Source organism: Subtercola sp. RTI3 (assembly GCF_035018625.1).
In the GTDB taxonomy this organism is placed as follows: Bacteria; Actinomycetota; Actinomycetes; order Actinomycetales; family Microbacteriaceae; genus Subtercola; species Subtercola vilae.
In genome coordinates this window covers 30,360-53,407 of sequence record NZ_JASJXO010000001.1, presented here as the reverse complement: position 1 = coordinate 53,407, position 23,048 = coordinate 30,360, and the positions used below count along the sequence as shown (strand labels likewise).

General features: G+C 64.4%; 29 protein-coding genes and 1 tRNA gene. 23 read left to right on the top strand and 7 right to left on the bottom strand.

The window, feature by feature from the left end:
- Window positions 1-56 precede the first annotated feature (56 nt).
- Together QN358_RS00335 and QN358_RS00330 are read right to left on the bottom strand one after the other, a co-directional pair.
- On the bottom strand, window positions 57-1,895 hold the full coding sequence (locus tag QN358_RS00335) for a DUF885 domain-containing protein (protein WP_323511110.1): 1,839 nt from the start codon (window positions 1,893-1,895) through the stop codon (window positions 57-59).
- An 86-nt stretch (window positions 1,896-1,981) separates the two neighbouring features.
- A complete protein-coding gene (locus QN358_RS00330; protein ID WP_136640516.1) occupies window positions 1,982-2,311 on the bottom strand; it encodes a hypothetical protein in 330 nt (109 codons plus the stop codon).
- Window positions 2,312-2,385: 74 nt separating this feature from the next.
- Here QN358_RS00330 and QN358_RS00325 point away from each other — a divergent pair, with 74 nt between their 5' ends.
- The 4 genes from QN358_RS00325 (at window position 2,386) to QN358_RS00310 (ending at window position 9,075) form a co-directional block, all read left to right on the top strand.
- The gene (locus QN358_RS00325; protein WP_136640517.1) at window positions 2,386-2,748 is read left to right on the top strand and encodes a DUF3140 domain-containing protein; all 363 of its coding nucleotides are present in this window, start codon (window positions 2,386-2,388) and stop codon (window positions 2,746-2,748) included.
- An 81-nt stretch (window positions 2,749-2,829) separates the two neighbouring features.
- Window positions 2,830-3,624, top strand: a complete 795-nt coding sequence (locus tag QN358_RS00320) for a hypothetical protein (protein WP_237280206.1) — start codon at window positions 2,830-2,832, stop codon at window positions 3,622-3,624.
- Window positions 3,625-3,627: 3 nt separating this feature from the next.
- Complete coding sequence (locus tag QN358_RS00315; RefSeq protein WP_136640518.1) at window positions 3,628-5,460, top strand: DNA polymerase Y family protein; 1,833 nt, start codon at window positions 3,628-3,630, stop codon at window positions 5,458-5,460.
- A 66-nt stretch (window positions 5,461-5,526) separates the two neighbouring features.
- Entirely contained in the window at window positions 5,527-9,075 is a 3,549-nt protein-coding gene (locus QN358_RS00310) for an error-prone DNA polymerase (protein WP_323511107.1), read from the top strand.
- A 149-nt stretch (window positions 9,076-9,224) separates the two neighbouring features.
- On the opposite strand, the gene polA is transcribed toward QN358_RS00310, so the two are convergent.
- The 3 genes from polA to QN358_RS00295 all read right to left on the bottom strand — a co-directional run bounded on the left by polA (window position 9,225) and on the right by QN358_RS00295 (window position 13,057).
- Window positions 9,225-11,921: a DNA polymerase I gene (polA, locus tag QN358_RS00305; protein ID WP_136641767.1), complete on the bottom strand. Its 2,697-nt coding sequence runs from the start codon at window positions 11,919-11,921 to the stop codon at window positions 9,225-9,227.
- A gap of 46 nt (window positions 11,922-11,967) precedes the next feature.
- On the bottom strand, window positions 11,968-12,360 hold the full coding sequence (locus QN358_RS00300; protein WP_136641774.1) for a PaaI family thioesterase: 393 nt from the start codon (window positions 12,358-12,360) through the stop codon (window positions 11,968-11,970).
- A gap of 91 nt (window positions 12,361-12,451) precedes the next feature.
- Window positions 12,452-13,057: an ANTAR domain-containing response regulator gene (locus tag QN358_RS00295; protein WP_136641766.1), complete on the bottom strand. Its 606-nt coding sequence runs from the start codon at window positions 13,055-13,057 to the stop codon at window positions 12,452-12,454.
- Window positions 13,058-13,096: 39 nt separating this feature from the next.
- Here QN358_RS00295 and QN358_RS00290 point away from each other — a divergent pair.
- Together QN358_RS00290 and QN358_RS00285 are read left to right on the top strand one after the other, a co-directional pair.
- A tRNA-Leu gene (locus QN358_RS00290) sits at window positions 13,097-13,177 on the top strand.
- 319 nt (window positions 13,178-13,496) lie between these two features.
- Window positions 13,497-14,567, top strand: coding sequence for a tyrosine-type recombinase/integrase (locus QN358_RS00285; RefSeq protein WP_323511104.1), 1,071 nt, complete (start codon window positions 13,497-13,499; stop codon window positions 14,565-14,567).
- Here QN358_RS00285 and QN358_RS00280 read toward each other — a convergent pair.
- Window positions 14,564-14,827, bottom strand: coding sequence for a helix-turn-helix transcriptional regulator (locus QN358_RS00280; RefSeq protein WP_323511102.1), 264 nt, complete (start codon window positions 14,825-14,827; stop codon window positions 14,564-14,566). The genes QN358_RS00285 and QN358_RS00280 overlap by 4 nt on opposite strands.
- Before the next feature lie 166 nt (window positions 14,828-14,993).
- Here QN358_RS00280 and QN358_RS00275 point away from each other — a divergent pair, with 166 nt between their 5' ends.
- Complete coding sequence (locus QN358_RS00275) at window positions 14,994-15,239, top strand: hypothetical protein (RefSeq protein WP_323511100.1); 246 nt, start codon at window positions 14,994-14,996, stop codon at window positions 15,237-15,239.
- Here the strand turns inward: QN358_RS00275 and QN358_RS00270 are convergent.
- Window positions 15,228-15,482, bottom strand: a complete 255-nt coding sequence (locus tag QN358_RS00270; protein ID WP_323511099.1) for a helix-turn-helix transcriptional regulator — start codon at window positions 15,480-15,482, stop codon at window positions 15,228-15,230. The genes QN358_RS00275 and QN358_RS00270 overlap by 12 nt on opposite strands.
- Window positions 15,483-15,571: 89 nt before the next feature.
- On the opposite strand from QN358_RS00270, the gene QN358_RS00265 reads away from it, so the two are divergent.
- The 16 genes from QN358_RS00265 (at window position 15,572) to QN358_RS00190 (ending at window position 22,897) form a co-directional block, all read left to right on the top strand.
- On the top strand, window positions 15,572-15,796 hold the full coding sequence (locus QN358_RS00265) for a hypothetical protein (RefSeq protein ID WP_323511098.1): 225 nt from the start codon (window positions 15,572-15,574) through the stop codon (window positions 15,794-15,796).
- A complete protein-coding gene (locus QN358_RS00260) occupies window positions 15,793-16,059 on the top strand; it encodes a helix-turn-helix domain-containing protein (RefSeq protein ID WP_323511096.1) in 267 nt (88 codons plus the stop codon). Before QN358_RS00265 ends, QN358_RS00260 begins: the two co-directional genes overlap by 4 nt.
- On the top strand, window positions 16,056-16,340 hold the full coding sequence (locus QN358_RS00255) for a helix-turn-helix transcriptional regulator (RefSeq protein ID WP_323511094.1): 285 nt from the start codon (window positions 16,056-16,058) through the stop codon (window positions 16,338-16,340). Before QN358_RS00260 ends, QN358_RS00255 begins: the two co-directional genes overlap by 4 nt.
- A 155-nt stretch (window positions 16,341-16,495) precedes the next feature.
- Window positions 16,496-16,846: a hypothetical protein gene (locus QN358_RS00250; RefSeq protein ID WP_323511092.1), complete on the top strand. Its 351-nt coding sequence runs from the start codon at window positions 16,496-16,498 to the stop codon at window positions 16,844-16,846.
- Complete coding sequence (locus QN358_RS00245; protein ID WP_323511091.1) at window positions 16,843-17,115, top strand: hypothetical protein; 273 nt, start codon at window positions 16,843-16,845, stop codon at window positions 17,113-17,115. The genes QN358_RS00250 and QN358_RS00245 overlap by 4 nt, the downstream gene beginning before the upstream one ends.
- The gene (locus QN358_RS00240; protein WP_323511089.1) at window positions 17,112-17,258 is read left to right on the top strand and encodes a hypothetical protein; all 147 of its coding nucleotides are present in this window, start codon (window positions 17,112-17,114) and stop codon (window positions 17,256-17,258) included. Before QN358_RS00245 ends, QN358_RS00240 begins: the two co-directional genes overlap by 4 nt.
- Entirely contained in the window at window positions 17,255-17,383 is a 129-nt protein-coding gene (locus QN358_RS00235; RefSeq protein ID WP_323511087.1) for a hypothetical protein, read from the top strand. Before QN358_RS00240 ends, QN358_RS00235 begins: the two co-directional genes overlap by 4 nt.
- Window positions 17,380-17,694, top strand: a complete 315-nt coding sequence (locus tag QN358_RS00230) for a hypothetical protein (RefSeq protein WP_323511085.1) — start codon at window positions 17,380-17,382, stop codon at window positions 17,692-17,694. Before QN358_RS00235 ends, QN358_RS00230 begins: the two co-directional genes overlap by 4 nt.
- A complete protein-coding gene (locus tag QN358_RS00225) occupies window positions 17,694-17,843 on the top strand; it encodes a hypothetical protein (protein ID WP_323511084.1) in 150 nt (49 codons plus the stop codon). Before QN358_RS00230 ends, QN358_RS00225 begins: the two co-directional genes overlap by 1 nt.
- Window positions 17,840-19,063, top strand: a complete 1,224-nt coding sequence (locus QN358_RS00220; RefSeq protein WP_323511082.1) for a hypothetical protein — start codon at window positions 17,840-17,842, stop codon at window positions 19,061-19,063. Before QN358_RS00225 ends, QN358_RS00220 begins: the two co-directional genes overlap by 4 nt.
- The gene (locus tag QN358_RS00215; RefSeq protein WP_323511081.1) at window positions 19,060-19,782 is read left to right on the top strand and encodes a hypothetical protein; all 723 of its coding nucleotides are present in this window, start codon (window positions 19,060-19,062) and stop codon (window positions 19,780-19,782) included. Before QN358_RS00220 ends, QN358_RS00215 begins: the two co-directional genes overlap by 4 nt.
- Entirely contained in the window at window positions 19,779-20,387 is a 609-nt protein-coding gene (locus tag QN358_RS00210) for a hypothetical protein (RefSeq protein WP_323511079.1), read from the top strand. Before QN358_RS00215 ends, QN358_RS00210 begins: the two co-directional genes overlap by 4 nt.
- Complete coding sequence (locus QN358_RS00205; RefSeq protein ID WP_323511078.1) at window positions 20,384-21,004, top strand: hypothetical protein; 621 nt, start codon at window positions 20,384-20,386, stop codon at window positions 21,002-21,004. Before QN358_RS00210 ends, QN358_RS00205 begins: the two co-directional genes overlap by 4 nt.
- Complete coding sequence (locus QN358_RS00200) at window positions 21,001-21,942, top strand: hypothetical protein (RefSeq protein ID WP_323511076.1); 942 nt, start codon at window positions 21,001-21,003, stop codon at window positions 21,940-21,942. Before QN358_RS00205 ends, QN358_RS00200 begins: the two co-directional genes overlap by 4 nt.
- Before the next feature lie 2 nt (window positions 21,943-21,944).
- A complete protein-coding gene (locus QN358_RS00195) occupies window positions 21,945-22,415 on the top strand; it encodes a hypothetical protein (RefSeq protein ID WP_323511075.1) in 471 nt (156 codons plus the stop codon).
- Window positions 22,412-22,897 carry a hypothetical protein gene (locus QN358_RS00190; protein ID WP_323511074.1) on the top strand — a complete coding sequence of 162 codons (486 nt, stop codon included), beginning with the start codon at window positions 22,412-22,414 and terminating at the stop codon, window positions 22,895-22,897. Before QN358_RS00195 ends, QN358_RS00190 begins: the two co-directional genes overlap by 4 nt.
- Window positions 22,898-23,048: the final 151 nt, after the last annotated feature.

The following is a 23,048-nucleotide window of genomic DNA, read 5'->3' as shown; positions in this document are numbered from 1 at the left end:
AAGCAACCCGATAGAAAGACCCGTCGGGCGCATCTCGCCGCAGAGACGGGACAGGTTCACTTCTCGAAGGCGGCCACGAGGGTATCGAGACCCACGCCGCCGAGGTCGAGGGCGCGGCGATGGAACTCGCGGATGTCGAATGCCGAGCCCTGTCGGGCGCGGTAGTCGTCGCGCAGCTGCTCCCAGATGCGCTGGCCCACCTTGTAGGCGGGTGCCTGGCCCGGCCAACCGAGGTAGCGGTTCACTTCGAAACGAACGAATCCGTCATTCATGTTGACGTTGGCGCGCAGAAACTCGAGCGCATACTCCGCATCCCACACGCCGGAGCCGTCGAGGCGCGGCTTGCCGAGGTGAACTCCGATGTCGAGTACCACCCGGGCGGCCCGCAGGCGCTGGCCGTCGAGCATGCCGAACCGATCTGCCGGGTTGTCGAGGTACCCGAGTTCTTGCATGAGCCGTTCGGCATAGAGCGCCCAGCCTTCTGCGTGGCCGGAGGTGCCGGCCAGCTGGCGGCGCCAGGTGTTCAGCTTGGCGCGGTTGTAGACGGCCTGGCCGATCTGCAGGTGGTGCCCGGGAACACCCTCGTGGTAGACGGTGGTCAATTCACGCCAGGTGTCGAACTCGGTGACCCCTTCGGGCACCGACCACCACATACGGCCCGGCCGGGAGAAGTCGTCGGTGGGGCCGGTGTAGTAGATGCCGCCCTCGCTTGTGGGAGCGATCATGCACTCGATCGCCCTGATCTCGGCGGGAATGTCGAATTGGCTCCCCGAGAGCTCGGCGATGGCACGGTCGCTGGTCTCCTGCATCCACTGCTGCAGCGCGGCGGTGCCATGCAGCTTCTGCGATGGGTCGGCGTCGAGGTGGGCGATCGCCTCGAGCACAGACGCACCGGGCAGAATCTCGCGGGCAATGGCCTCTTGTTCGCTCACCATGCGCCGCAACTCTTCAATGCCCCACTCGTAGGTCTCGTCGAGGTCGACCGTGGCGCCGAGGAACTTGCGCGATTCGAGGGCGTAGATCTCCCGCCCGACCGCGTCGTGCTCGGTGGCGGCGGGCATCAGCTCGGTTGTCAGGAACTCGGCGAAGCGATCGTAGGCTGCGGAAGCGACCTCGGCCCCGTGGGTGAGCTGCCTGACGAGGGTGTCGGGCAGGGCATCCGGAGCAGGCGACCCGGAGCTGGGAGGCTGCTGGGCTGACGAAGACGACTGTGTCGACGAGGGCGACCGCGACGCATCGGGATTTGAGGCAGAGCGCACGAGGTTGTGGAAGAAGCCACTCTCGCCGACATTCTTCTTGGCCTGCAGCAGCACTTCGCGCACTTGTCGCCGGGCGGGTGTGACGCCCGATCGGATGCCCTCGCGGAGGGTCTCGATGTAGCCGTCGAGCGCGGTGCCCACGCCCGAAAGACGGAGGCCCACGACCTCCCAGTCGTCGGCGCTGTCGGTGGGCATGAGGTCGTAGACCTCGCGGATCTCCTGCGACGGCGACTCGATGACGTTGAGGTTGCGGAGCTGCAGGCGTGCCTCAGAGCTCTCGAGGGCCAGGCGTAGAGAGCTGCCGAGGTCGGCCTGCGTGACGACATCGATGTCGTCGACCGCCGTGTGCGCCTCGAGCTCACGCAGTGTGCTGCGCACGGCCGCGGCGTAGGCCTCGTGGCCAGCGGGCGAGTAGTCGCCGTAACGATCGTTGGCCTCGTTGCGGCCGATGTAGGTGCCCACCGCGGGTTCGAGTGCTACCAGGGTGTCGACCCAGCGCTCGGCGACGGCGTCGATGGCGGTGGGGGTGCGCTCGCCCGCGATGGATGCGCCGACGGACGCTGCGGCAGGCCCTGTTGTGGGGAACCCTGATGCGGCGGACTCAGGGACGGGGGCGAAATTGGTGCTCTCGGTCATGGATTCAGCTTATGCCTGGGCCCTGACACGCATCCGCTCGGTACCCAGGCTGTGCACAACTCTCAACGTTGGCCCGCTGTGGAGAACTAGTGCGGGTGCGACGCGGGCTTCGGATGCCCGGGAATCGAATCCCCGCTCATGTTCAGCTCGGCGGGGTCGACTTCGGTGTCGCCGTAGTCGTCGGGGCCACCCGTTCCGGGCAGCACATCGACGTCAGACGCGTCGATGTCGTCGTCGATCGCGGCACTGTCGGAGACGCTCTCGTTCTGCAGAACCTCGGTCTCGGCTTCGCTCTGGGGGTCGTCAGCCCGGTCGAGTGCGGTGAGGTCGCGATCGGAGAGCCCATGCGCCGAATGCTGCTGTGCGGCATCTTTTTCGGCGTGACGGGTTTCGCGGGCTTCTCTCTCGAAAGTCATACTTTGAACCTACGCATTTTGACGACATTGGCAACCCGTTGCACGCATCCGTACGGTCTGTCGATACTGCAGGCATGACAGATGACACGGCGACAGACCCGAAAGTGACTCTCAGGAGCTTTCATTCCGTTGTGAACATGACGGCGTCGCAGCTGGAGAAATGGCTCAGAACCGAGGAATCGAAAGCGGTGGGTCAGAAAAAGGACTCAGGTGGGAAAAAGGACTCAGACGAGTCGGTGGGCCACGCCAGCGGCAGGCGTATCGTTGCCCTCCTGCAGAAGAATCAGTCGGAGTTCACCGACGGCGACTACGAGCACATGACCACAGTGGTGGGCTTCGTTCACCGGCATCTGAAACAGCGCCCGAGCGGCGATGTCACCGACACGCCCTGGCGGTTCTCGCTTATGAACTGGGGTCACGACCCACTGAAGAAGTAGTGCTTTCCGGGTTCCGGATGCTCTGGCAGGCGACTCGCCGCATCGATTGACATATTCGAACATATGTTCGAATATGGGGAGATGCCAGACCTTTCCGTCCTCCTCGCCGAAGCCGCACCCGCGGCCGGTTTGGCGCGGGTGGAGGCAGGCCGGGGCGACTCCGTGCGCGAGCTGCAGGAGCGTATCCGGCAGATGCAGACCACCAAGCTCGAGACGCGACGGCTCGAAACGGTGCCGGCACTGGCTTCGCTGCTGCCCGGTGGGGCGCTTCAGGCCGGCGCGGTGTACTCGGTCGAGCGCTCGCATGCGCTGCTGATGGCTCTGATGGCGGGGCCGTCTGCCGCGGGTGCCTGGTGCGGAGTCGTAGGCATTCCCGACTTCGGCGTTGAAGCCGCTGCGCGCTCGGGTATCGACCTCGAACGGCTGGTGTTGGTGCCGCATCCGGGCGACCAGTGGCTCGCGGTGACATCGGCCATCATCGATGTGGTGAGCGTGGTGGTCACGGTCGCTCCCCCGCGGCTCAGCGATGCCGTGACGGCTCGGTTGGCGGCGCGCATCCGGCAGCGCGAAGCGACGCTCATCGTGTTGGGCGGCTGGGCGCAGAGCGAAGCGACCCTCCGCATCACCGAGAGCACCTGGGGCGGCATCGGCGCCGGGCACGGGCACCTCGCGAGCAGACAGGTCACGGTGAGTTCGAGCGGCAAGTCGCTCTGGGGCCAGAAACGCACGGCCCGGCTGTGGCTGCCGGATGCGTCTGAGCAGATCCGCGAGGTGGGGTCGGCGTCGGGTGGCGGTGCCGGTTCGGGTGGCGGTGCCGGTTCGGGTGGCCACGAACGGGCCGAGCATGGCTTCGCCGAGCACGAATTGGCGGGGTGAGCCGTGCCCCGAACAGAGAAGTCGCGCACCCTGGTGGTGTGGTTTCCCGACTGGCCGGTCAGGGCGCGGGCGCTCATCGAAGACATCCCCACCGACAGCCCCATCGCTTTGATCGAACGGGGCCTGGTGTTCGCCTGTTCGTCGAGCGCTCGGGCCGAAGGTGTTCGGCGGGGCCTTCGCCTTCGCGAAGCGCAGGCCACATGCCCCGACCTGCTGACATTCGAGTACGACTCCGCCCTCGACCACCGCAGTTTCGAGCCGGTGATGAACGCCATCGAAGAGCTCATGCCGGGAGTACAGATGCTCCGCCCCGGAACCTGCGCCCTCGACGCCCGCGGCCCCAGCCGCTACTACGGCGGCGAAAATCAGGTGGCACAGGTGCTGCTGAACACGCTGGCCTCGCTCGAGGTGACGCGGTTGGGTGAAGACGGCGAAGCTGGCGCTGCTGCGAGTGGTGAAACTGCTGCGAACGGCGGCGTTGCCGTTACGACTGATGGCGGCACTGCTGCCGTTGGCGCCTTTGCCGCGCGCATTGCGATCGCCGACGGTCGATTCGCCGCAGAGCGTGCTGTTCGGATGCCGGGGCGGCAGAGCATCCGTATCGTGGCTCCCTCGACCTCGCCCCAATTCCTGGCACCCCAGCCCATCGAACTGATCGGTGACCAAGCGCTGGCCACGCTGCTGCGCCGCCTCGGGCTGACGACGCTCGGCGCCTTCGCTGCCCTCGACTTTCGCGACGTGCGGGCGCGGTTCGGCGAGACCGGGGTGTATGCACACAGTCTCGCCAGCGGTGGTGACCTGCGCCGGGTGACTCCGCGGCTACCACCGCAGCTGCGCGACATCGAGGTCTCGTTCGAACCTCCGCTCGAACTCGTCGACCAGATCACGTTCGCCTTTCGAACGGCAGCAGAGCGGTTCGTCGACGAACTCACCCGGTCGCTTCTGGTGTGCACGAGCATCCGGGTGGAGCTGCACACCGACAACGGGCTGATGCACGAGCGTGGGTGGGGGCATCCGCGCTGGTTCAGTGCAAACGATGTGCTCGACCGCATTCGCTGGCAGGTACAGGGCCGTATGGGTACCGGCAACGGCGCCCTGAAGTCGCCCATCACGAAGGTTCGGGTGCTGCCCGAAGGCCTCGACACGATCGGCAACTACGAGACCGGGTTGTGGGGCAGCACGCCCGACGACCGGGTGCACCACGGGCTGTCGCGGGTGCAGAGCCTGCTCGGGCACGGCGGGGTGGTCACCGCGGTGATCGGCGGGGGGCGCGGCGTGGCCGAACGGCAGATTCTGACTCCGTGGGGTGACCCGGTGGAGGGCACGGCGGCGGCGAGTCGGGTACGGCGTGGGGCTGCGGGCAGTCGGGCAGCAGATGGGGCTGCGACCGTTGCAGGTGGGAGTAGAACAACGGCAGGGCGAGAGACGTTCAAGCCGTGGCCCGGTAGTGTGCCGCTGCCTGCCCCGTCGTCGGTGTTCGAGCGTCCGAGCAGGGTCACTGTGCTCGGGGTGTCGGGCGAAGCCGTGGAGGTCGACGAACGGGGGGCACTGACCGGTGTTCCGAGCCGCTTTGCGCCCGGCGCTGGCGGGGCTGACGGGGCTGGCAGGGCTGGCAACACCAGCGCAGGCACCGCGCCTTCGACCGTCGGGATGACGCGTGCGCCCGTACCGCAGGCCATCACGGCGTGGGCTGGCCCCTGGCCGGTTCACGAGCGTTGGTGGGATCAGGAGCAGGCGCGCTCGTTTCACCGCTTCCAAGTGGTCGACGCCGACGGAACCGCGTGGCTGCTCGCGCTGCACGACAAAACCTGGTGGGCGGAGGCCCGCTATGACTGAGCCGACAGCAACAGCAACAGCAACAGCAACCACACCTCCGTATGCAAACCCAGCAGAGGTGTGCTGATGGGGTTCAACAATCCTGCGATTCCGTGGTCGGAGCTGGAACGCAAGCTGTCGGGGCGAAGGCCCGGCGAGACACCCGAACGCGATGGCGGCGACGGTCCCGCTTTCTCGCGAAAACGCATGCCCTACGTCCCTCCCGCGCCCCCACCCCCGCCACCAGAGTCCGGTGGCGACGGCACCCCGGTGGTGCCGTACGCCGAACTGCACGCGCACTCGAACTTCAGCTTTCTCGACGGAGCTTCATCTCCCGAAGAGTTGCTCGAAGAGGCGGCACGGCTCCGGATGCACGGCATCGCCCTCACCGATCACGACGGCTTCTACGGGGTGGTGCACCTGGCCGAGGCGGCCGAGGCATACCCGAGCGTTGCCACCGTGTTCGGCGCGGAACTGTCGCTCGGGCTCAGCAAACCGCAGAACGGATTTGCCGACCCCGAAGGCACCCATCTCGTGATTCTGGCGCGCAGACAGGAGGGCTACCACCGACTCTCGGCGGCGATCACCACCGCGCAGCTGGCGGGTGGGGCTGAGAAGGGGCGCCCGCTGTACGACCTCGAGCTGCTCGCAGACCAGGCCCGGGGTGGCAGCGGGGCCGACGGCAGCGAGGTGCAGGCGGGCTGGGCAGGCGCTGGCACAGGCTCGGGTGCGGGCTCACCCCGGGCATCCGGAAGCGTCGCATGGACCGTGCTGACCGGCTGCCGCAAAGGTGCCGTGCGGCAGGCGCTCGAGGCAGAGGGGCTGCCCGGTGCGTCGCGCGAACTCGACCGACTCGTGGCTCTGTTCGGGCGCGACAACGTACTGGTCGAACTGTTCGACCACGGTAATCCGCTCGACAGCGACGCGAACGATGCGCTCTATGAGTTGGCTCTCAAACACAAGGTCAACGCGGTGGCGACCGGCAATGTGCATTACGCGACGCCAAAACAGTTTCCGCTTGCGCAGGCACTGGCGGCCGTACGGGCCCGCCGCAGCCTCGATGACCTCGAGGGGTGGCTGCCGGCTTCGGCCGGGTCGCACCTGCGCTCGGGCGCCGAGATGGCGGCGCGCTTCGGCCGTTACCCGGGGGTTGTCGAACGAACGGTCGAGGTGGCCGATGACCTGTCGTTTCAGCTGCGCACGGCGAAACCACGGCTGCCTCGGCAGGAGGTTCCCGAGGGGCACACGCCCATGTCGTACCTGCGTCACCTGGTCGACGAGAACATGGCGAGCCATTACCCGCACGCAACCGCCGCCGACCGCCAGCGAATCGAGAGCGAGCTGGCAGTCATCGAGCAAAAAGACTTTCCCGGCTACTTTCTGATCGTATGGGACATCGTGCGCCACGCCCGGGAGCAGGGAATTCTCTGCCAGGGCCGGGGCTCGGCGGCCAACTCTGCGGTGTGCTTCATTCTCGACATCACCGCGGTCGACTCCATTTTCTTCAAGCTGCCATTCGAGCGGTTTCTGTCGAGCCTGCGTGACGAAGAGCCCGACATCGATGTGGATTTCGATTCGGGCAGACGGGAGGAGGTCATCCAGTACGTCTATACGAAGTACGGTCGCCGCAATGCTGCCCAGGTGGCGAACGTCATCACCTACCGGCCCAAGTTCGCGGTGCGCGACATGGCGAAGGCGCTGGGGCACAGCCCCGGGCAGCAAGACGCGTGGTCGAAGCAGATCGAGCGCTGGGGCCCTGCGATCGCCACGCAAGACCACGATATTCCTCCGGCGGTCGTGGGGCTGGCCGAGCAGGTGCTGAAGTTTCCACGCCACATGGGCATTCATTCGGGAGGAATGGTGCTCACCGACCGACCCGTGGGTGAGGTCTGCCCTATCGAGAACGGGCGAATGGATGGCCGAACCGTTCTGCAGTGGGACAAAGACGACTGCGCCTGGATGGGCCTCGTGAAGTTCGACCTGCTGGGCCTCGGCATGCTCTCGGCCCTGCAGCACTCGTTCGACCTCGTGCGCGAGAACCTCGGCGAAGACTGGAACCTCAAGAACATTCCCAAAGAAGAAGAGGGCGTGTACGACATGCTCTGCCGGGCCGACTCCATCGGCGTCTTCCAGGTCGAGAGCCGGGCGCAGATGGGCACGCTGCCGAGACTGCAGCCGCGCCGGTTCTACGACCTCGTGGTGGAGATCGCGCTGATTCGCCCGGGGCCGATTCAGGGCGGAGCCGTGCATCCGTACATCCGGCGCAAACTGGGCCTCGAACCCGTTACCTACCTGCACCCGTCGATGCAAGAATCTCTCGAACGAACGCTAGGGGTGCCGCTGTTTCAAGAGCAGCTCATGCAGGTCGCGCAGGCGGTGGGTAACTGCACACCCGAAGACGCCGACCTGCTGCGCCGGGCCATGGGGTCGAAGCGCGGTATCGAGAAGATCTCGTCGCTGAAGGAGAAACTCTTCGCCGGAATGGCCGAGAACGGCATCGAACCCGATGTGGCCGAAGAGATCTACCAGAAGATCGAGGCCTTCGCGAACTTCGGGTTCGCCGAAAGCCATTCGAACAGCTTCGCCCTGCTCGTCTATGCGAGCTCGTGGTTCAAGCTGCACTACCCCGCCGCGTTTCTGGCGTCACTGCTGCGCGCCCAACCCATGGGCTTCTACTCGCCGCAGACCCTGGTGGCGGATGCTCGTCGGCACGGCGTTGTGGTGCACCGACCCGACATTCAGCGCTCCGGCGTTCAGGCGGGGCTCGAGCCGCGGCAGGCACCGGACTCCGCCACCAATCTCGTTACCCCCACCGGTATGCCCGCCTGCGCCGTGTTCGAGCAGCCTCCGGTCAGCGGGAAGTTCGACCGCGATGCCGTTGCCGCCGCCGACGTCGCAGTTCACACCGCTCGGCACCGACGCGACGGCACCCTCGATGTGCGGCTGGGCCTCGCCGATATCACCTCCATCGGCGAGAAGGTGGGCCAGCGTATCGTCGCCGAACGCGACCGCGGCGGCCCCTACCGCAGCATGGCCGACGTGGCCCGGCGCAACGATCTGAACACCACGCAGATGGAGGCCCTCGCGTCGGCGGGGGCGTTCACCAGCCTCAACCTCACCCGGCGCGAGGCGCTGTGGGAGGCGGGCAACGCCGCGCAAGACAAGTCCGAATACCTGCCGGGCACGTTCGTCAGCGTTCAGCCGCCGCTGCTGCCGATGTTGAGCCCCACCGAGCAGGTGATCTACGACCTCTGGAGCACAGGCATCTCGCCCGACGATCATCCGGTGTCGCATTCGAGAGAACTGTTGAGCGATCGGGGTGCCCTGCCGATCTCTGCGCTGATGACCACCGAAAATGGGCGGCGCATCGAGGTGGGCGGTGTGGTGACGCACCGGCAGCGGCCGGCAACGGCGAGCGGAATGACCTTCGTGAACCTCGAAGACGAGACGGGCATCCTGAACGTGATCTGCAGCGTGGGAGTGTGGGATCGCTACCGCCGGGTAGCGCGGGAGGCGCCGGCGATGATCGTGCGCGGCATCATCGAGCGCTCGCCCGAAGGCATCCTGAACCTCATCGCTGACCGCTTCGAGCTGCTGCCGCTCGGCGCCCCCACTCGCTCCCGCGACTTTCGCTGACCGGCCGAGCCGCACGTCGCACGTCGCCCTTCGCCCTTCGCTCGACTGATCGTTGAGGTACGGGTTTTGCGCACCTGCACCGTCGCAAACCGGGCAAAACCCGTACCTCAACGGCAGCGGAGAGCGCGGCGACAACGCGGCGGCGGAACCTAGTGCGCCGCCTCGTTCCAGTTCTGCCCGCGACCGAGCTGCACGTCGAGCGGAACCTTCAGTTCGGCCGCGGTCGACATGCGGGCGGTCACGATGGCGGCCAGTTCGTTCCACTCGCCGGGGTACACGTCGAAGACCAGCTCGTCGTGCACCTGCAGCAGCATGCGCGACTTCAGCTGGTGCACCTGCAGGTCGGCCGCGATGTTCACCATGGCGATCTTCAGGATGTCGGCGGCCGTGCCCTGGATGGGCGCGTTCAGCGCCGCCCGTTCGGCGTTGTCTCGCAGCACCCGGTTGGGGCTGTTCAGGTCGGGGAACATACGGCGACGCCCGAAGATGGTCTCGGTGTAACCGTCTTCGCGCGCCTGAACCACTACGTTGCGGAGGTAGTCGCGCACTGCGCCGAAACGTTCGAAGTAGTCGCTCATCAGCTGTTTGGCTTCGGAGGTGGGAATGCGCAGCTGTTTCGACAGGCCGAACGCCGAGAGGCCATAGGCAAGACCGTACGACATGGCCTTCACCTTCGATCGCATCGCCGAGCTGACATCGGCCGGCTCGACACCGAAGATGCGCGCGCCGACGAACCGGTGCAGGTCTTCGCCCGACTGGAACGCGGCGATGAGCCCCTCGTCTTCGGAGAGGTGCGCCATGATGCGCATCTCGATCTGCGAGTAGTCGGTCGTGAGCAGGGTCTCGAAGCTCTCGCCCACCATGAAGGCCTCGCGGATGCGGCGGCCCTCCTCGGTGCGAACCGGGATGTTCTGCAGGTTCGGGTCGGTCGAGGAGATACGACCGGTGGAGCTGCCGGTCTGCACGTAGGTCGTGTGGATGCGCCGATCGGACGCGATCGACTTGTCGAGTGTCTCGACGATCTGGTTGAGCTTCGTGGCGTCGCGGTGTGACAACAGCAGGTCGAGAAACGGATGCGGCGAGCTCGCCTGCAGATCGGCCAGCGACACGGCATCGGTCGAGTACCCCGTCTTCGTGGCCCGGGTCTTGGGCATACCGAGCTGCTCGAAGAGCACCTCCTGGATCTGCTTGGGCGACCCGAGGTTGATCTCCCGCTCGATGATGGCGAACGCTTCGGCAGCGAGGGCGTTGGCGCGTGTGCTCAGCTCGCCCGAGAGTTCGGAGAGCTGCGCATGGCTGACGGCGACGCCGTCGAGCTCCATCTGCGCGAGTACCGCGAGCACGGGCATCTCGATGTCGACGAGTACCGATCGTGAGCCCTCGTCGAGCCGCTCGTTCAGGGCGCGGGCGACGCGGCCGATGTACCAGGCCTGTACGGCCGGACCGATGACCGAGTCGTCGTCGGGTACGAGCTGGTTGGGGTCAGGGGTCGGCAGGGTCTCGCCGAGCTGCCGGTCGACGAGGTCGGCCAAAGTGGGCGGGGTACCGTCGGATTTCAGCAGCCACGCAGCGATCGACGTGTCGAAAGTGATGCCCGTGGTCGGGAGCCCTGCCGAGATCATCGCTTTGATCTGGTGTTTCGCGCCGTGCATGATCTTCGGCGAATCGCTGGCCAGCCAGTTCTCGAACGGCAGGTAGTCGCGGCTGTCGGGCGACCAGGGCACAAACACGGCCGCGTCGGAGGCGGCGACTCCGAAGCCGATGGGCCGGCCATCCAGTATCTCGGCCGACAAGGCGAGCCCGAACGGCTCGGCGGCGCTGTGCCGGGTGAGCCACGCGCCGAGCTCTTCGTCGAGCTCGTTGCTCGGCACCGGTACGACGACGGCCTGCTCGTCGATGAGTGAGCCAGCAGAGCCAGCCCCGCCGCCACCGGATGCCCCACCCCCGTCGACCGTGATGCCGTCGAGTTTGAACACCCGCTCGAGCAGCGTGCGAAACTCAAGGCGCGCGAACAGATCGCGCACGGCCTGCTCGTTGACGGGCTTGCGGTCGAAGTCGGCGGGGCCTGCGCCCAGCTCGACATCGGTGAGCAGCCGGTTCAGCCGGCGGTTGCGCACCGCATTCTCCTGGAATTCGCGGAGGCTCTCGCCCACCTTGCCGCCGATCTCGTCGGAGCGGCGAAGAATCTCGTCGAGACTGCCGAACTGGTTCAGCCACTTGACGGCGGTCTTCTCGCCGACCTTCGGAATGCCGGGCAGGTTGTCGCTCGTCTCGCCCACCAGCGCGGCGATCTCGGGGTACTGGTGCGGCTCGATGCCGTAGCGCTCGAAGACCTTGTCGCGGTCGTACCGGGTGAGGTCTGTCACGCCCTGGCGTGACGGGTACAGCAGGGTGACGTCGTCGGTGACAAGTTGAATGGCGTCGCGGTCGCCCGAGACGACCAGCACGCGAAAGCCCTGCTCAGAGCCCTGTCGGGCGAGGGTTGCGAGAATGTCGTCGGCCTCGAAGTCTTCTTTTTCGAGGGTTTCGATGTTCATGGCATGCAGTACATCTTTGAGCAGGGGAATCTGGCCGATGAACTCGGCCGGGGTCTCACCGCGGGTGCCCTTGTACTCGGGGTATTCACGCGTACGAAAGGAGAACCGAGAGATATCGAACGCAACTGCCAGGTGTGTGGGCTTCTCGTTTTTCAGCAGGTTGAGCAGCATGGAGATGAAGCCGTGAATGGCGTTGGTGTGCTGCCCGTCGCGGGTCTGAAAACTGTCGACCGGCAGAGCGTAGAAGGCACGGAACGCCAGCGAATGACCGTCGATGAGCAGAAGAGTGGGGGGAACGTTGTCAGGCACAGCCCCAGCCTACTAGCGGGCTCCGACACCCCGTGGGGCTCTCGACCTACGGAAGGTCGCGCAGAAAATTCGTGATGCGAACGGTTGAAAGCCGCCGCCCGGCCTCGTCGGAGACGACGATTTCGTGCACCGTGAGGTTTCGCCCGAGCTTGATGGCCGTGCACACTCCGGTGACGACACCGGCCGACGCCGAGCCCGTGTGGCTCGCGTTGATCTCGATGCCCATGGCCAGTCGGCCCTCGCCCGCGAAGATGTTCGCAGCGAACGACCCGAGGCTCTCGGCGAGCACCACGTACGCACCCCCGTGCACCACGCCGAACGGCTGTGTGTTGCCCTCGACCGGCATGGTCGCGACCGAGCGTTCAGGGCTCAGCTCGAGAAACTCGATGCCCATCTTCTCGGCCAGGGCGCCACTGCCGCGCCCGAACAGTTCGGTCATGTCGAGGGGGGTCAGGGCATCCGGATGCCCGGTGCCGGGTGGTGTCGTCATGAGGCTCTGAAGCGTGCGGCCGTTGCCGGTGCCTCTGCGGCTACTTCTTGACCGACAGCTGCTCGATGATGGCCTGGGCCACATCGTGCATGGTGAGCCGGCGATCCATGGAGGCCTTCTGGATCCACCGGAACGCCTCAGGCTCGGTGAGCCCCATCTTCTCGTTGAGCAGGCCCTTGGCCCGGTCGACGAGCTTGCGGGTCTCGAAGCGCTCGACCAGGTCGGCGACCTCGGCCTCGAGCGTGATGATCTGGGTGTAACGCGAGAGCGCGATCTCGATGGCCGGCAGCAGGTCGCTCGGCGTGAACGGCTTCACCACGTAGGCGAGGGCGCCGGCTTCGGTTGCCCGCTCGACCAGTTCTTTCTGGCTGAAGGCGGTGAGCAGCACGACGGGGGCGATGTGACCCTTGCTGAGCCTCTCGGCTGCCGAGATGCCATCGAGAAGCGGCATCTTGACATCCATGATGACGAGGTCGGGGCGAAGTTCGGTCGCAAGCGCGACAGCGGTCTCGCCGTCGCCCGCTTCTCCTACAACTTCAAAACCGTTGTCACGGAGAATCTCGACGATGTCGAGGCGGATAAGGGATTCGTCTTCTGCAACAACCACACGACGGGGTGCGGGAGTCGACGCGGGTTGGTCAGTCACAAACACAACCCTACGGTATTCTTGTGAATGTTGACGCGAGCCGGTGTGGCGGAATGGTAGACGCGGCGCACTCAAAATGCGTTGTTGCAAAACGTGTGGGTTCGAGTCCCACCACCGGTACAAATATAGCCCCCGTACAGCCCAGTGACTGGGCCAAAGTACGGGGGTCTTTTCTTTGCCCTCATGCGCTATGCCACACTTTCATGCCACACTTCCCCGGAATCATGGGAAACTTAGGTGTGGCAGCGTGCCACAAGTCACCATGTTTGCACCATGGAAGGCAGCCTAAATGGCCGCGAAACGTACCCCATATTCAGCGACAGTCAGAGTGCGTGCTCGACGCGATGGGACAGTCGCCTTCGACGTCCGGTTCCGGGTCGAGAAGAGTTCGCGGTCGATCAGCTTCGACACCGATCGCAGCGCCCAGAAGTGGGCGAACGTGGTACGACAGATCGGACCCGAAGAGGCACTGAAGCTCATTGAGTCGGACAGCAGTCACGACGCTCCCACGGTCGGAGAGCGAGCAGAAAAATACATCAACGGCAAGTCCGGTGTCGAGCCGAAGACGATCAAGGACTACCGCATGTTCATGCGGCTTCACATCGGGCCTTTCATGGGCGACCTGCCGATCGATGCGGTTTCGCCCGACCGCATCGCAGCGTGGGTGAACGAGCAAGTTGACGACGGCGCTGCCGCGAAGTCCATCAAGAATCGGCACGGGTTCCTCTTCGCTATGTTCGAAGACGCCCGAGAGTCGGGGCTCATCCAGAAGAACCCATGCCAGAAAACCGGGCTGCCCGAGTCGGAGCGCCTCGAGATGACCTTCCTCACTCCCAACGAGTTCACTGAACTGTTGTCGTTCATCCCGCCGAAGTACGAGACCCTCGTCCTGACGCTTGCGGGGACCGGAATGCGGTGGAGCGAAGCGACAGCATTGAAACCTGTCGACTTCGACTTCGACAACGGCATGGTCCGGGTCTCAAGAGCGTGGAAGAAATCCGCTGGGAAGGGTTTCTATCTGGGTGCCCCGAAGACCCGGAAGTCTCGGCGCTCGATCACCCTGCCGGCGTCACTGATCCCCGACCTCCGTGAGCTCGCCGCGAGGGCAAGCGAGTTCGTGTTTGAAAACCGTAACGGTCAGCCGGTACGGCAATCGAACTTTTACTACGACACCTGGCAGCCGGCACGTCGAATGGCAAACGGGCAGGCAGCCTACGCCGAGCGGAACAAGAACCCGGAATGGCAGCCAGCAACGAATGGGGTCTGGGATCGCCCAGTGTCGACGAACCCTATTGGGAAGTGGCCGCGCGTGCATGACCTTCGCCACTCGCATGCCTACTGGCTGATCAGGGACGGGCACCCGCTCGCAGTCGTGCAGCAGCGTCTGGGCCACGAATCGATTCAGACCACCTCTGACACGTACGGCCACCTCTCCCCCGACATGCTGCACGCTGCGGCCGCATCAGTCGATAGCGTGCTCGTTGGTGCGATGCCGCAGATAGAGGGCTAGCTGTCGGCTGTCGACCTCGAGGCGCTCGCCTGGCTGACGACAAGCGACACATCGAGGCCGAGTGCTTTGCACATACGGTCGAGTTGATCGAGGTCGGGTGAGCGTTCGCCTCTGAAAAACAGAGACACCATGGACTGCGAGATGCCAGTGAGTACGCCGAACTGGGTCTGAGTGATGAACAGATCGAGGAAGGCGTCGGAGAGGATCGCGGCGACCGCTGTAGTCAGCTCGCCCGTCTGTCTGTTTCTCCCTCGTGGCACGCTGAGAAGCTATCGCGCCCTCGCCTAGCCCTTGTGGCGCGCGACTGTCTACCTTATATGTGGTTAGGCATCACGATACATCCCTAGCAAACTACCCCCCGTATTGGGGGTGCTAACGGCAAATGATTTCTGAGTTGGTCCACAGAAACACGGGTACGGTCAACACATGGGGAACAGGATAGTCACGGGCACGGAAGTGCTCGAAGCTGGCACAGGAACGTACTTGCTCAGGGTCGCGAACAGCGTCGCGAAGGCCGCAGAGGGCGTGCCGCACGTGCGCCTGGCGGAGACGTGCCGCGTTGGTGCTGTCGCGATGCGTCACAAGCTCGATGGGATTGAAGACTTCACCGTTTTCGAGCTGTCGCGAATTGCTCGGCTGCTGGGCGTGCAGCCTGGCGCCCTACTTCCCTGAGTCCCGCCGCTCAGCCTCGTCGAGCACGTCGCCGGCGCTAATCCCGAACGCCCGGCTCAGCTGGTTTAGGTAGTTGGCGGTAATATCCCGCGTGCCCGCGAGCACTCGGACAATGGTGGCGCGAGAGAGATCAGTTTCGGCGACGAGGTCAGAAAGAGACTTTTTTGAAGCCTCCTTTGCCTCGGTGAGGACTGCTGCCACCGCGACGGTGTAGCTGTCTTTGAGTTCCGAATCGTTATCCATATGGGATACGTTATCCCATTTGGAGCACGACCGGTAGACCTTGACTGGTCGACTTGTGCTCCATATGGATAACAGCTAGTGTGCTCCGTATGGATAACGACTACGACGAAAAGGTCGCTGCGAACGTCAAGGCCGCGATCGAAGATACCGACCGCTCAGTCCACGGCACCGCCAAAGAATCGGGCATCGCGTACACCACGCTGGACCGGAAGCTGAAGGGCCTCGCGCCGTTCAACGTCTCGGAGCTGCGACGCCTCAGCAAGGTCACGGGGCGCCCGGTCGTCTCGTTCTTCCCTGTGGAAGTAGCAGCATGATCGAGCTGCGCGACGTCTCTTCAATCGCGGAAGCGGCGGCGTACCTTCAGGTGACGGAAGCAGCGATTCGCCGCATGGCCAGGTCGAAGCAGATCGGGTCGCTGAAGATCGGTCGCGTCGTGACCATCCCCCGCGCCGCGATCGAGGCCTACATCGAGACTCATACCGTTGCGGCGAATGTGAATCCGTGGGGGCTCACCGACGCGTCGCTGGCGAATCTTCGCGACGGTCGAAGCAGTCGCACGAAGCGGGTCGCATCGTGAGCACCCTGCAGATCGTCGCAATGTTGCGTGACGGTTCCACGACGGCGGCACCTCAGCTGATTCCTTCCATGGCGGGTGAGTTTCGTTCGGTGTCCGGCCAGATCCAAGCAGCGCTTGGGCGCGATGACCGCAAGGTTGATGATCTCGCGAAGAGCATCGGCACCTCCCGCGCCACTCTCCACCGTCGACTTGCTAATCCCGGGACGCTCACCCTCGCCGAGGTCGCGACCATCTGCCTGGCACTCTCGCTGAAGCCCTCAGATCTTGTCGCGTCGCTCTAACTGAGCCGCGGCGCCAGACCGGCCGCCGGTTTTACAAACTCCCTTTTCTCTAAATGAAAGGCGGGTTTTCGTAATGGTCACCCCGGCGGCCAACCTCCACCCATAAGAAAAGCCCCCCGGGTGCAACCGGAGGGCAAAGCAGAAAGGCACCACTCATGCCAATAGCTACGACAACTCTATCCGACGAGGCGGTCGATGCCGCGGGGCGTGTGCGCTCCCGTGACGCCGATCCCTCGTGGCTGGCAGCCGTGATGATCACGTATCCGGAACTCTCGACGCTCAAGCAGGACATCCTCCTCATCCTGAAACGGCGGGGCCCGTCGACCGATGACGAGATCTTCGCCGACTACCAGTCCGCGAACCTGCCGCGCAGGACGTCGCAGCGCGTGCGGACCGCGAGACACGAGATGACGAAGCAGGCGTCACCGGCGCTTGTGAAAGAACACGCCGCGCTCGGCCAGTCCGCGCTCGGCAATTGGGCTGAGAAATGGGAGGTCGCACTGTGATGCACGTACTGAGCACCCGAACCGGTAAGGAATCGATGTTCTACATCATCGGAAACAAGTCAGCCGAGTTCGTTGTACAGGTGGTCGACCGGCCATCCCCGATCGTCAAGGCGTACCAGCGAGTGACGACCATTTGGGCGGCGGCCAAGCTGGAGCGGTCGGGTGGTGTCGGCGCTGACGCGGCATTCCGTGCTGTGGCCTGCGATTCCCCACTGTTGCGCCTACCGGTCGCGTCGATCGACGAAGCGATTCTGGCGGTGGCAGCATGAGCATCGAACCCCTCTACTGGGACACCCACCGCGTGATCGCCGAGCGCGCCCAGGCCGCACTCGCGGCCGCAGCTGTTGCCCAAGCCGTCACGCCCTCGAAGCTCGCCCGCCTCCGGGCATGGCTGTCCGGAGCGCAGGCATGACCGCCGCTGACGTTCGGCCCGAAGGGGTGCGATTCTTTCGAGGCCTATTCATCATGTTCGCCATCGAGGTGACGTTCGCGTTGCTCGCCGGCGCGGCAATCGCGATCGTGTACGTGTGCGGATGACCGGCCTCTTCGCCGGCGACCTCACCGAAAACGCTGTGGGTGCACAGATCACCGTGATTATTCCGCCCGCGAAGCAGCACGGTGCTGCCACCAAGAGAACCGGGGTGTTGACCAGGCTCACCCACCGGGTCGACATGGTCTGCGCAGAACTCGACGGGAAGCCGCTCTTCCTCCCCCGCGACAAACCAATCACTGTGTCTGATCTGAGTCTCCGCAACTGGATGGTCGTGGAGTCTGACGTCGACATCCGAGACCGGCTTCTGGCCGAGCACGTGCGCATCGCACCCGACGGATTCGAGGTCAGCCAGTGATGCGCACAGTCGGCATCATCGCCGTCGTCTCCGGGCTGTTCGCCACCGCCATCCCGAAATGCGGCCTGAACGTGTCGCTGTTCATCGTCGGCGCGTTCCTCATCGTCCTCAGCCAAGTACTCGTATCAGCAGGAAAGAAGCAGTCATGACGAAACAGACCGTCACCAGCATCACCGTGAGGAACTACAAGGGCGTTCGCGAGATCATCGTTCACCCCGAGGGGTCGGCCCTCGTTGTCATCGCCGGAGCGAACGGGCAAGGCAAGACGTCGTTTATCGATGGTGTGGGCGAGATCATCGACCCGAAAGGCGTGAAGCTCACAACCGCACCCATCCGCACGGGTGAGGAGGAAGCGTTCGTCGAGATCGAGACCGACGTCGCCCGGGTCAGGCGGGTGTGGAAGAAGGACGACGCCGGGCAGCTGAGCGCCTACGCGCTGGACGGCGCCAAGTACCCCTCGGGAAAACAGTTCATCGTCGACGCCACCGGTGGGGTTCTGTTCGACCCGTTCGAGTTTGTCGGGCTCGACGACAAGAAGCAGCGCGCGCAGTTACTGAAGGCGGTCGACCTACCGTTCGATCTCGACGAGGAGGACCGCAAATATGCTGGCGCGTTCAGCCGTCGCGCCGATAAAAAGAAGGACCTCGCCCGCGTCGCCGCTGCACTCACGCAGCTGACCGCCCCGGACGACGACACCCCGCCGGATGAACTCGCTGCCGGCGACATCATGGCCGAACTTGAGACAGCGAGGAGAGCGAACGACGAGTACGAGAAACTCGAATCCTCGAAGACTGACCTGTCAGAACGAGTGACGAAGCTCGAAGCCGCCCTGGCTGAGGCGCGCGCTGCTCTCGCGTTCGTCCAAACCTCGCTTTCAGAGCACGCTCCGCGGGTCGACACCGGCGCGATTGTCGCTCGTATTGACTCCCTGCAAGCGACTAACGCGAAGATCCGAGACGGGCAGAGGTACCTCGCGGCCGTCGCGGCCGTCGCTTCGGAAACCGAGGCCGTCGCCACGCTCGAGGCGGAGGTCGCCGCGATCGTCGAGCTGAAGCGAGCCGGCCTCGCGTCGGCGACGTTCCCTGTCGACGGGCTCGGGTTCGACGACGACGGGGTGACGTTCGGCGGGCGACCATTCAAGAACCTGAACGAGGCAGACCAGACCGTTGTTGCGTTCGATCTCGCGACGTTGCCGACCCCTGACCTGCGCCTCGTCGTCATCAAGAACGGCAACGACCTCGACCGGGCCGCCGTCGAGAAGATCCGTGTGCGCTGCGAGGAGCGCGGCTACCTCGCGCTGATGGAACGCCGGACGCTGCCGAACGACCAAACCGGCATCGTGATCGTCGAAGGCGAGGTCGCAGCGTGACGATCTACGGTTCACCGCCCCAGTTGCTGGGTCACTTCGACCTCGACTTCACCGAGTACATGCACTACATGTACCTGCCCTTCTACATCGCCGAGGACTACGAGCACGACGGCGGCTATCAAGCCGATCTGCCGCGCAACCTGACCTTCGCCGAACCGCTGATCGAAGCGGCAATGGAGAGGGAGGCCAAGCTGACTCTTCAGGGGCTCAGCCACCCGTACAAGTACGTCTACCTCACCGCACGGCGCGGCTACGCGACACCCGGCAACCCGCTGAACCGCCCAGGCTGGCACAGTGACGGCTTCGGCACCGACGACGTGAACTACGTCTGGACCGATCGATTCCCGACTCTGTTCGCAGAGGGCGAGTTCCGCCGCATCAGCGAAGACCATCTGGAGAGCGCCCAGCAATTCGAGCGGCAGATTCGGGACTATGCATGGGATGGCGGCTCGATCCGCGTAAATACCTACGGTGACGGCGAGCTGATGCGGCTCGACCCGAGCGTCGTCCACGCGGCCCCCGAGATTCCCGTACCCGGTGGCGAGCGTTCGTTCGTGAAGATCAGTTTCAGCAACGACCGCTATGACCTGCTGGGGAACGCTCACAACCACGGCCTCGACTACTACTGGCCCATGCACGAACGCGCCGTCACGCGCAACGACCCAGCGTCGGCAGCCAGAGACTTCGGCCACACACCACTTGGGAGTAGCCAAGGATGAACGCTGACCCCTACTACCCAGAGGCGCGTGAGCGGTTCGTCGAAGATGTCGCGGAACACCAGGTCGAGGTTCTGCATGACGACGGCACCTATCGTCACATCGTCTGCAAAGAGCCCGGCTCGTCGTTCTACTGGTTCGAGCTGATCACCTCACCGTGGCAACTCACGATCCGTGGCGACATGGGCTGCTACGTCTTCTCACGAATCCATGACATGTTCGACTTCTTTGGAGACCGAGCCCGGGCCGTGGGTGACTACATCAACCCCGGCTATTGGACGCAGAAGCTCGAATCGACCAACCGCCAGGGCGTCGAAGACTTCTCCCAGCAGGCCTACCTGAAATGGCTTGCCGATAACTGGGAAGACCGCCGCGACGACTACGGGCAAGCCGCACGCAACACCATCCTCAACGCCATGTACGAGGAGTTGACCGACGCTGACTCTCACGAGTCGGCGATGGAAGTACTCGATGGGTTCGACGTCGAAGGGTACGTCTTCACGGACACGTGGGAGCACCACTTCACCGATTACGACTCCCACTACCTCTGGTGCCTCAACGCGATCGTCTGGTGCATCGAGAAGTATCGCGCGGCGGCCGCAGCATGAGCTACCTTGACCGAGTCCTCCACGACGGCGAGGACCGCGATAGCTGGCTCGTCGCCCGCGAGCCCGGGATAGGTGCGTCGGACGCAGCGCACTTTGCCCGGATGGAAGCGGCGCCAAAGTACGTCGACGCGAAGCTGAAGCCGAGCACGTTTAGAGGCAACGAGACAACGGAGAACGGTCACATCTGGGAGCCGGACATCCTCGCATGGGTCGGGATTAGACAGAACAAGCGCCTCTTCCATCACCCCGACGAGATCGGCTTCACCGCTACACCGGACGGTGTCATCGACGAACCGCACGTCGCCGGCATCCGTCTCGCTGAGATCAAGGTCAAGCACAACAAGATCGTCTACGGCCCCACACCAGCCGAGTTCCGTCAGGTGGCATGGCAGCTGCTCGTTCTCCCAGAGGCGCACTGCGTCGAATGGGCGTGGGGCGAGCTGGTGCGCGACAGCGAAGGCCGGTGGATCCTCCGCGACGACTCACCCAAGAAGATCACCTACTGGCAGGACGACGCCGCAATCGTCGCCGCTCAAAAACTACTGGTCCCCATCGCTACCGCCGTTCTGGCAGGCATGCGTCAACGAAGAAACCTGAAAGAGAGCGCCGGATTTTGAGCACAGCAATCGTCGGATACCAAGCATCATCCCTGACCGACCGGGTCACATACGCGAACGCTCTAGCCCAGGCTGGGCAACTGATCCCGAAGGGCCTGTTCGACCCGCAGACGGGGAAACCTTCCGGTCCGAAGATCCTGCTCGTGATGGAAACGGGCTCCATGCTCGGGCTGCACCCCATGGCGGCGCTGCAGAGCATCAACGTAGTCGAAGGCAAGGCCACACTGTCGGCGCAGCTGATGAAGTCGCTGATCACGAACGCCGGCCACTCCGTGTCGATCGTGAAGACGGGCACGATCCCCGGCGGAGACTACAGCGTGACCGTGAACGCCACCCGGGCTGACAACGGCGAGACGCACACGTCGACGTGGGACATCGACCGCGGCATGCGTGCGGGAAGCGTCGACTCGTACCTGCGTAACTCTGTGACGGGGAAGTTCGAGGTCCGGGCCCGGTCGTCGGGCGGTAAGGCTCTCCCGTGGGAGGCGTACGCCGAGGTCATGCCCGTGTGGCGGGCCATCTCCGACGTCGCCCGCGAAGGGTTCGGTGACGTGCTGTTTGGCATGTACTCCACCGAGGAGATCCGTGACGGCATCCCGCTCGCCGACGAGGATGAACCGAAGGAAGCATCGAAAGACTGGACGACGCTCATCGCCGAGGCTACGACCACGGCGGAACTGTTGGTCATTCGTGACGACCTCCGCATCTCGAACGAGGGTACCGACGAGCTGCGCACCTCGTACCTCGAGCGGTCCGGGGCGGTGTCGCGCGCTGAGGCTGAGGCAGCGAACACGGTCGACGCCGAGGTCGTCACTGATGCAGACGAAACCGCTGAGGCGGAGGCCGCTGAGCCCGTGGGCGCCGAGCCGCAGCGGCAGATGACGGCTGAAGAGTTCGAGGCGTACTCCGCCGCACAGGCGTACGCGGACGAAGTCTGACCGTGGGCGGCGAATTGGTCACACAAGACATCGTCGATCCAGTCTCAGGTGAGTTGGTCGAGTCGGTGGCCGAAGCGCGCGTGGCCGCCCTGCTCACCCCAGTCGAGCTGATCGACTACGAACCGATCGGCCCGGGTGACCTTGAGCTACTGATCCGGATTCTCTCCGATCGGATCGAGCGGGCACCCGCCGTCATGGTGCGGCTCTACGAGTCGAAGCACCGGGCTGAGGAGGCCTTCCAGAAGGAATTCTCGAAGATGGTGATCAAATCGCCGAACCAGCAGATCACCATGGCTCGCGAATATGCGAAGTTCCACACCGCCGACGAACTTCTCGCGGTGAACCTGGCGAAGGAGCAGTTGCGGTACGCCGAGTGGCTGCAAGACGCCCTGAAGTCGAAGCTGTACGGCTACCTCAACCTCAACAAGGCGCTCGCTGCGTCTTACAACGCATCAGGAATAGGACAGCGATGACTGACACCACCGAAGACACCCCGCTGCAGGGAGTCGATTTCGAACCACCGAAAGCGCTCGTGTTCGAAGAGTTTCTGAAGGAGTCGTTGAGCGCGGCGCTCATCTACGAAGACCGAATGAAACTCCCTGAGTTCGGTGCTACCGACGCGTCCAAGACGCACGCTGACGCGCAAGCGATCTACGCCGACTACTTCCGTGACCTGCACGCGTTCCTATGGCACGCGACCACCGCGCATTTCCTCATCCGGATGCAAGAGAACGTGCCCCGGGTTGCCGAGGCGATCGCCGCCGAGGTCAAGAGCTGGCTCGAATACGGCGACTTATATCAAGAGTGGATCTGGGACTGGGCACGCGAACGCGGGATGGACCCGGAGAAGATCCGCAGCGAGGCCCGAATGGAACACCAAGCGTGGCTGGCGGAACCCGCGGGCCAGCGCCGAAAGAAGCAAGAAGAGGCCGAGCACACAGCCCCCGCCGAGTAACCCCGAACCGGGGGTCGAGATGTTTGCCGCATCTCGACCCCCTCAAAACACCGACACCCCTTTGAGAGAGAACCAATGCCCTTAGATTTTGGCACGCCCACACCCGTGGAAACCACCGCAAACAGCATGTGGAGTTTCGAGCTCCGATACT

Excerpts from the sequence above, each read along its gene's own strand:
- QN358_RS00335 (WP_323511110.1), bottom strand. The coding sequence starts at position 1,895 with ATGACCGAGAGCACCAATTTCGCCCCCGTCCCTGAGTCCGCCGCATCA.
- QN358_RS00330 (WP_136640516.1), bottom strand. The coding sequence starts at position 2,311 with ATGACTTTCGAGAGAGAAGCCCGCGAAACCCGTCACGCCGAAAAAGAT.
- QN358_RS00325 (WP_136640517.1), top strand. The coding sequence starts at position 2,386 with ATGACAGATGACACGGCGACAGACCCGAAAGTGACTCTCAGGAGCTTT.
- QN358_RS00320 (WP_237280206.1), top strand. The coding sequence starts at position 2,830 with ATGCCAGACCTTTCCGTCCTCCTCGCCGAAGCCGCACCCGCGGCCGGT.
- QN358_RS00310 (WP_323511107.1), top strand. The coding sequence starts at position 5,527 with ATGGGGTTCAACAATCCTGCGATTCCGTGGTCGGAGCTGGAACGCAAG.
- QN358_RS00300 (WP_136641774.1), bottom strand. The coding sequence starts at position 12,360 with ATGACCGAACTGTTCGGGCGCGGCAGTGGCGCCCTGGCCGAGAAGATG.
- QN358_RS00275 (WP_323511100.1), top strand. The coding sequence starts at position 14,994 with ATGGGGAACAGGATAGTCACGGGCACGGAAGTGCTCGAAGCTGGCACA.
- QN358_RS00270 (WP_323511099.1), bottom strand. The coding sequence starts at position 15,482 with ATGGATAACGATTCGGAACTCAAAGACAGCTACACCGTCGCGGTGGCA.
- QN358_RS00265 (WP_323511098.1), top strand. The coding sequence starts at position 15,572 with ATGGATAACGACTACGACGAAAAGGTCGCTGCGAACGTCAAGGCCGCG.
- QN358_RS00260 (WP_323511096.1), top strand. The coding sequence starts at position 15,793 with ATGATCGAGCTGCGCGACGTCTCTTCAATCGCGGAAGCGGCGGCGTAC.
- QN358_RS00250 (WP_323511092.1), top strand. The coding sequence starts at position 16,496 with ATGCCAATAGCTACGACAACTCTATCCGACGAGGCGGTCGATGCCGCG.
- QN358_RS00240 (WP_323511089.1), top strand. The coding sequence starts at position 17,112 with ATGAGCATCGAACCCCTCTACTGGGACACCCACCGCGTGATCGCCGAG.
- QN358_RS00235 (WP_323511087.1), top strand. The coding sequence starts at position 17,255 with ATGACCGCCGCTGACGTTCGGCCCGAAGGGGTGCGATTCTTTCGAGGC.
- QN358_RS00230 (WP_323511085.1), top strand. The coding sequence starts at position 17,380 with ATGACCGGCCTCTTCGCCGGCGACCTCACCGAAAACGCTGTGGGTGCA.
- QN358_RS00225 (WP_323511084.1), top strand. The coding sequence starts at position 17,694 with ATGCGCACAGTCGGCATCATCGCCGTCGTCTCCGGGCTGTTCGCCACC.
- QN358_RS00220 (WP_323511082.1), top strand. The coding sequence starts at position 17,840 with ATGACGAAACAGACCGTCACCAGCATCACCGTGAGGAACTACAAGGGC.
- QN358_RS00210 (WP_323511079.1), top strand. The coding sequence starts at position 19,779 with ATGAACGCTGACCCCTACTACCCAGAGGCGCGTGAGCGGTTCGTCGAA.
- QN358_RS00205 (WP_323511078.1), top strand. The coding sequence starts at position 20,384 with ATGAGCTACCTTGACCGAGTCCTCCACGACGGCGAGGACCGCGATAGC.
- QN358_RS00190 (WP_323511074.1), top strand. The coding sequence starts at position 22,412 with ATGACTGACACCACCGAAGACACCCCGCTGCAGGGAGTCGATTTCGAA.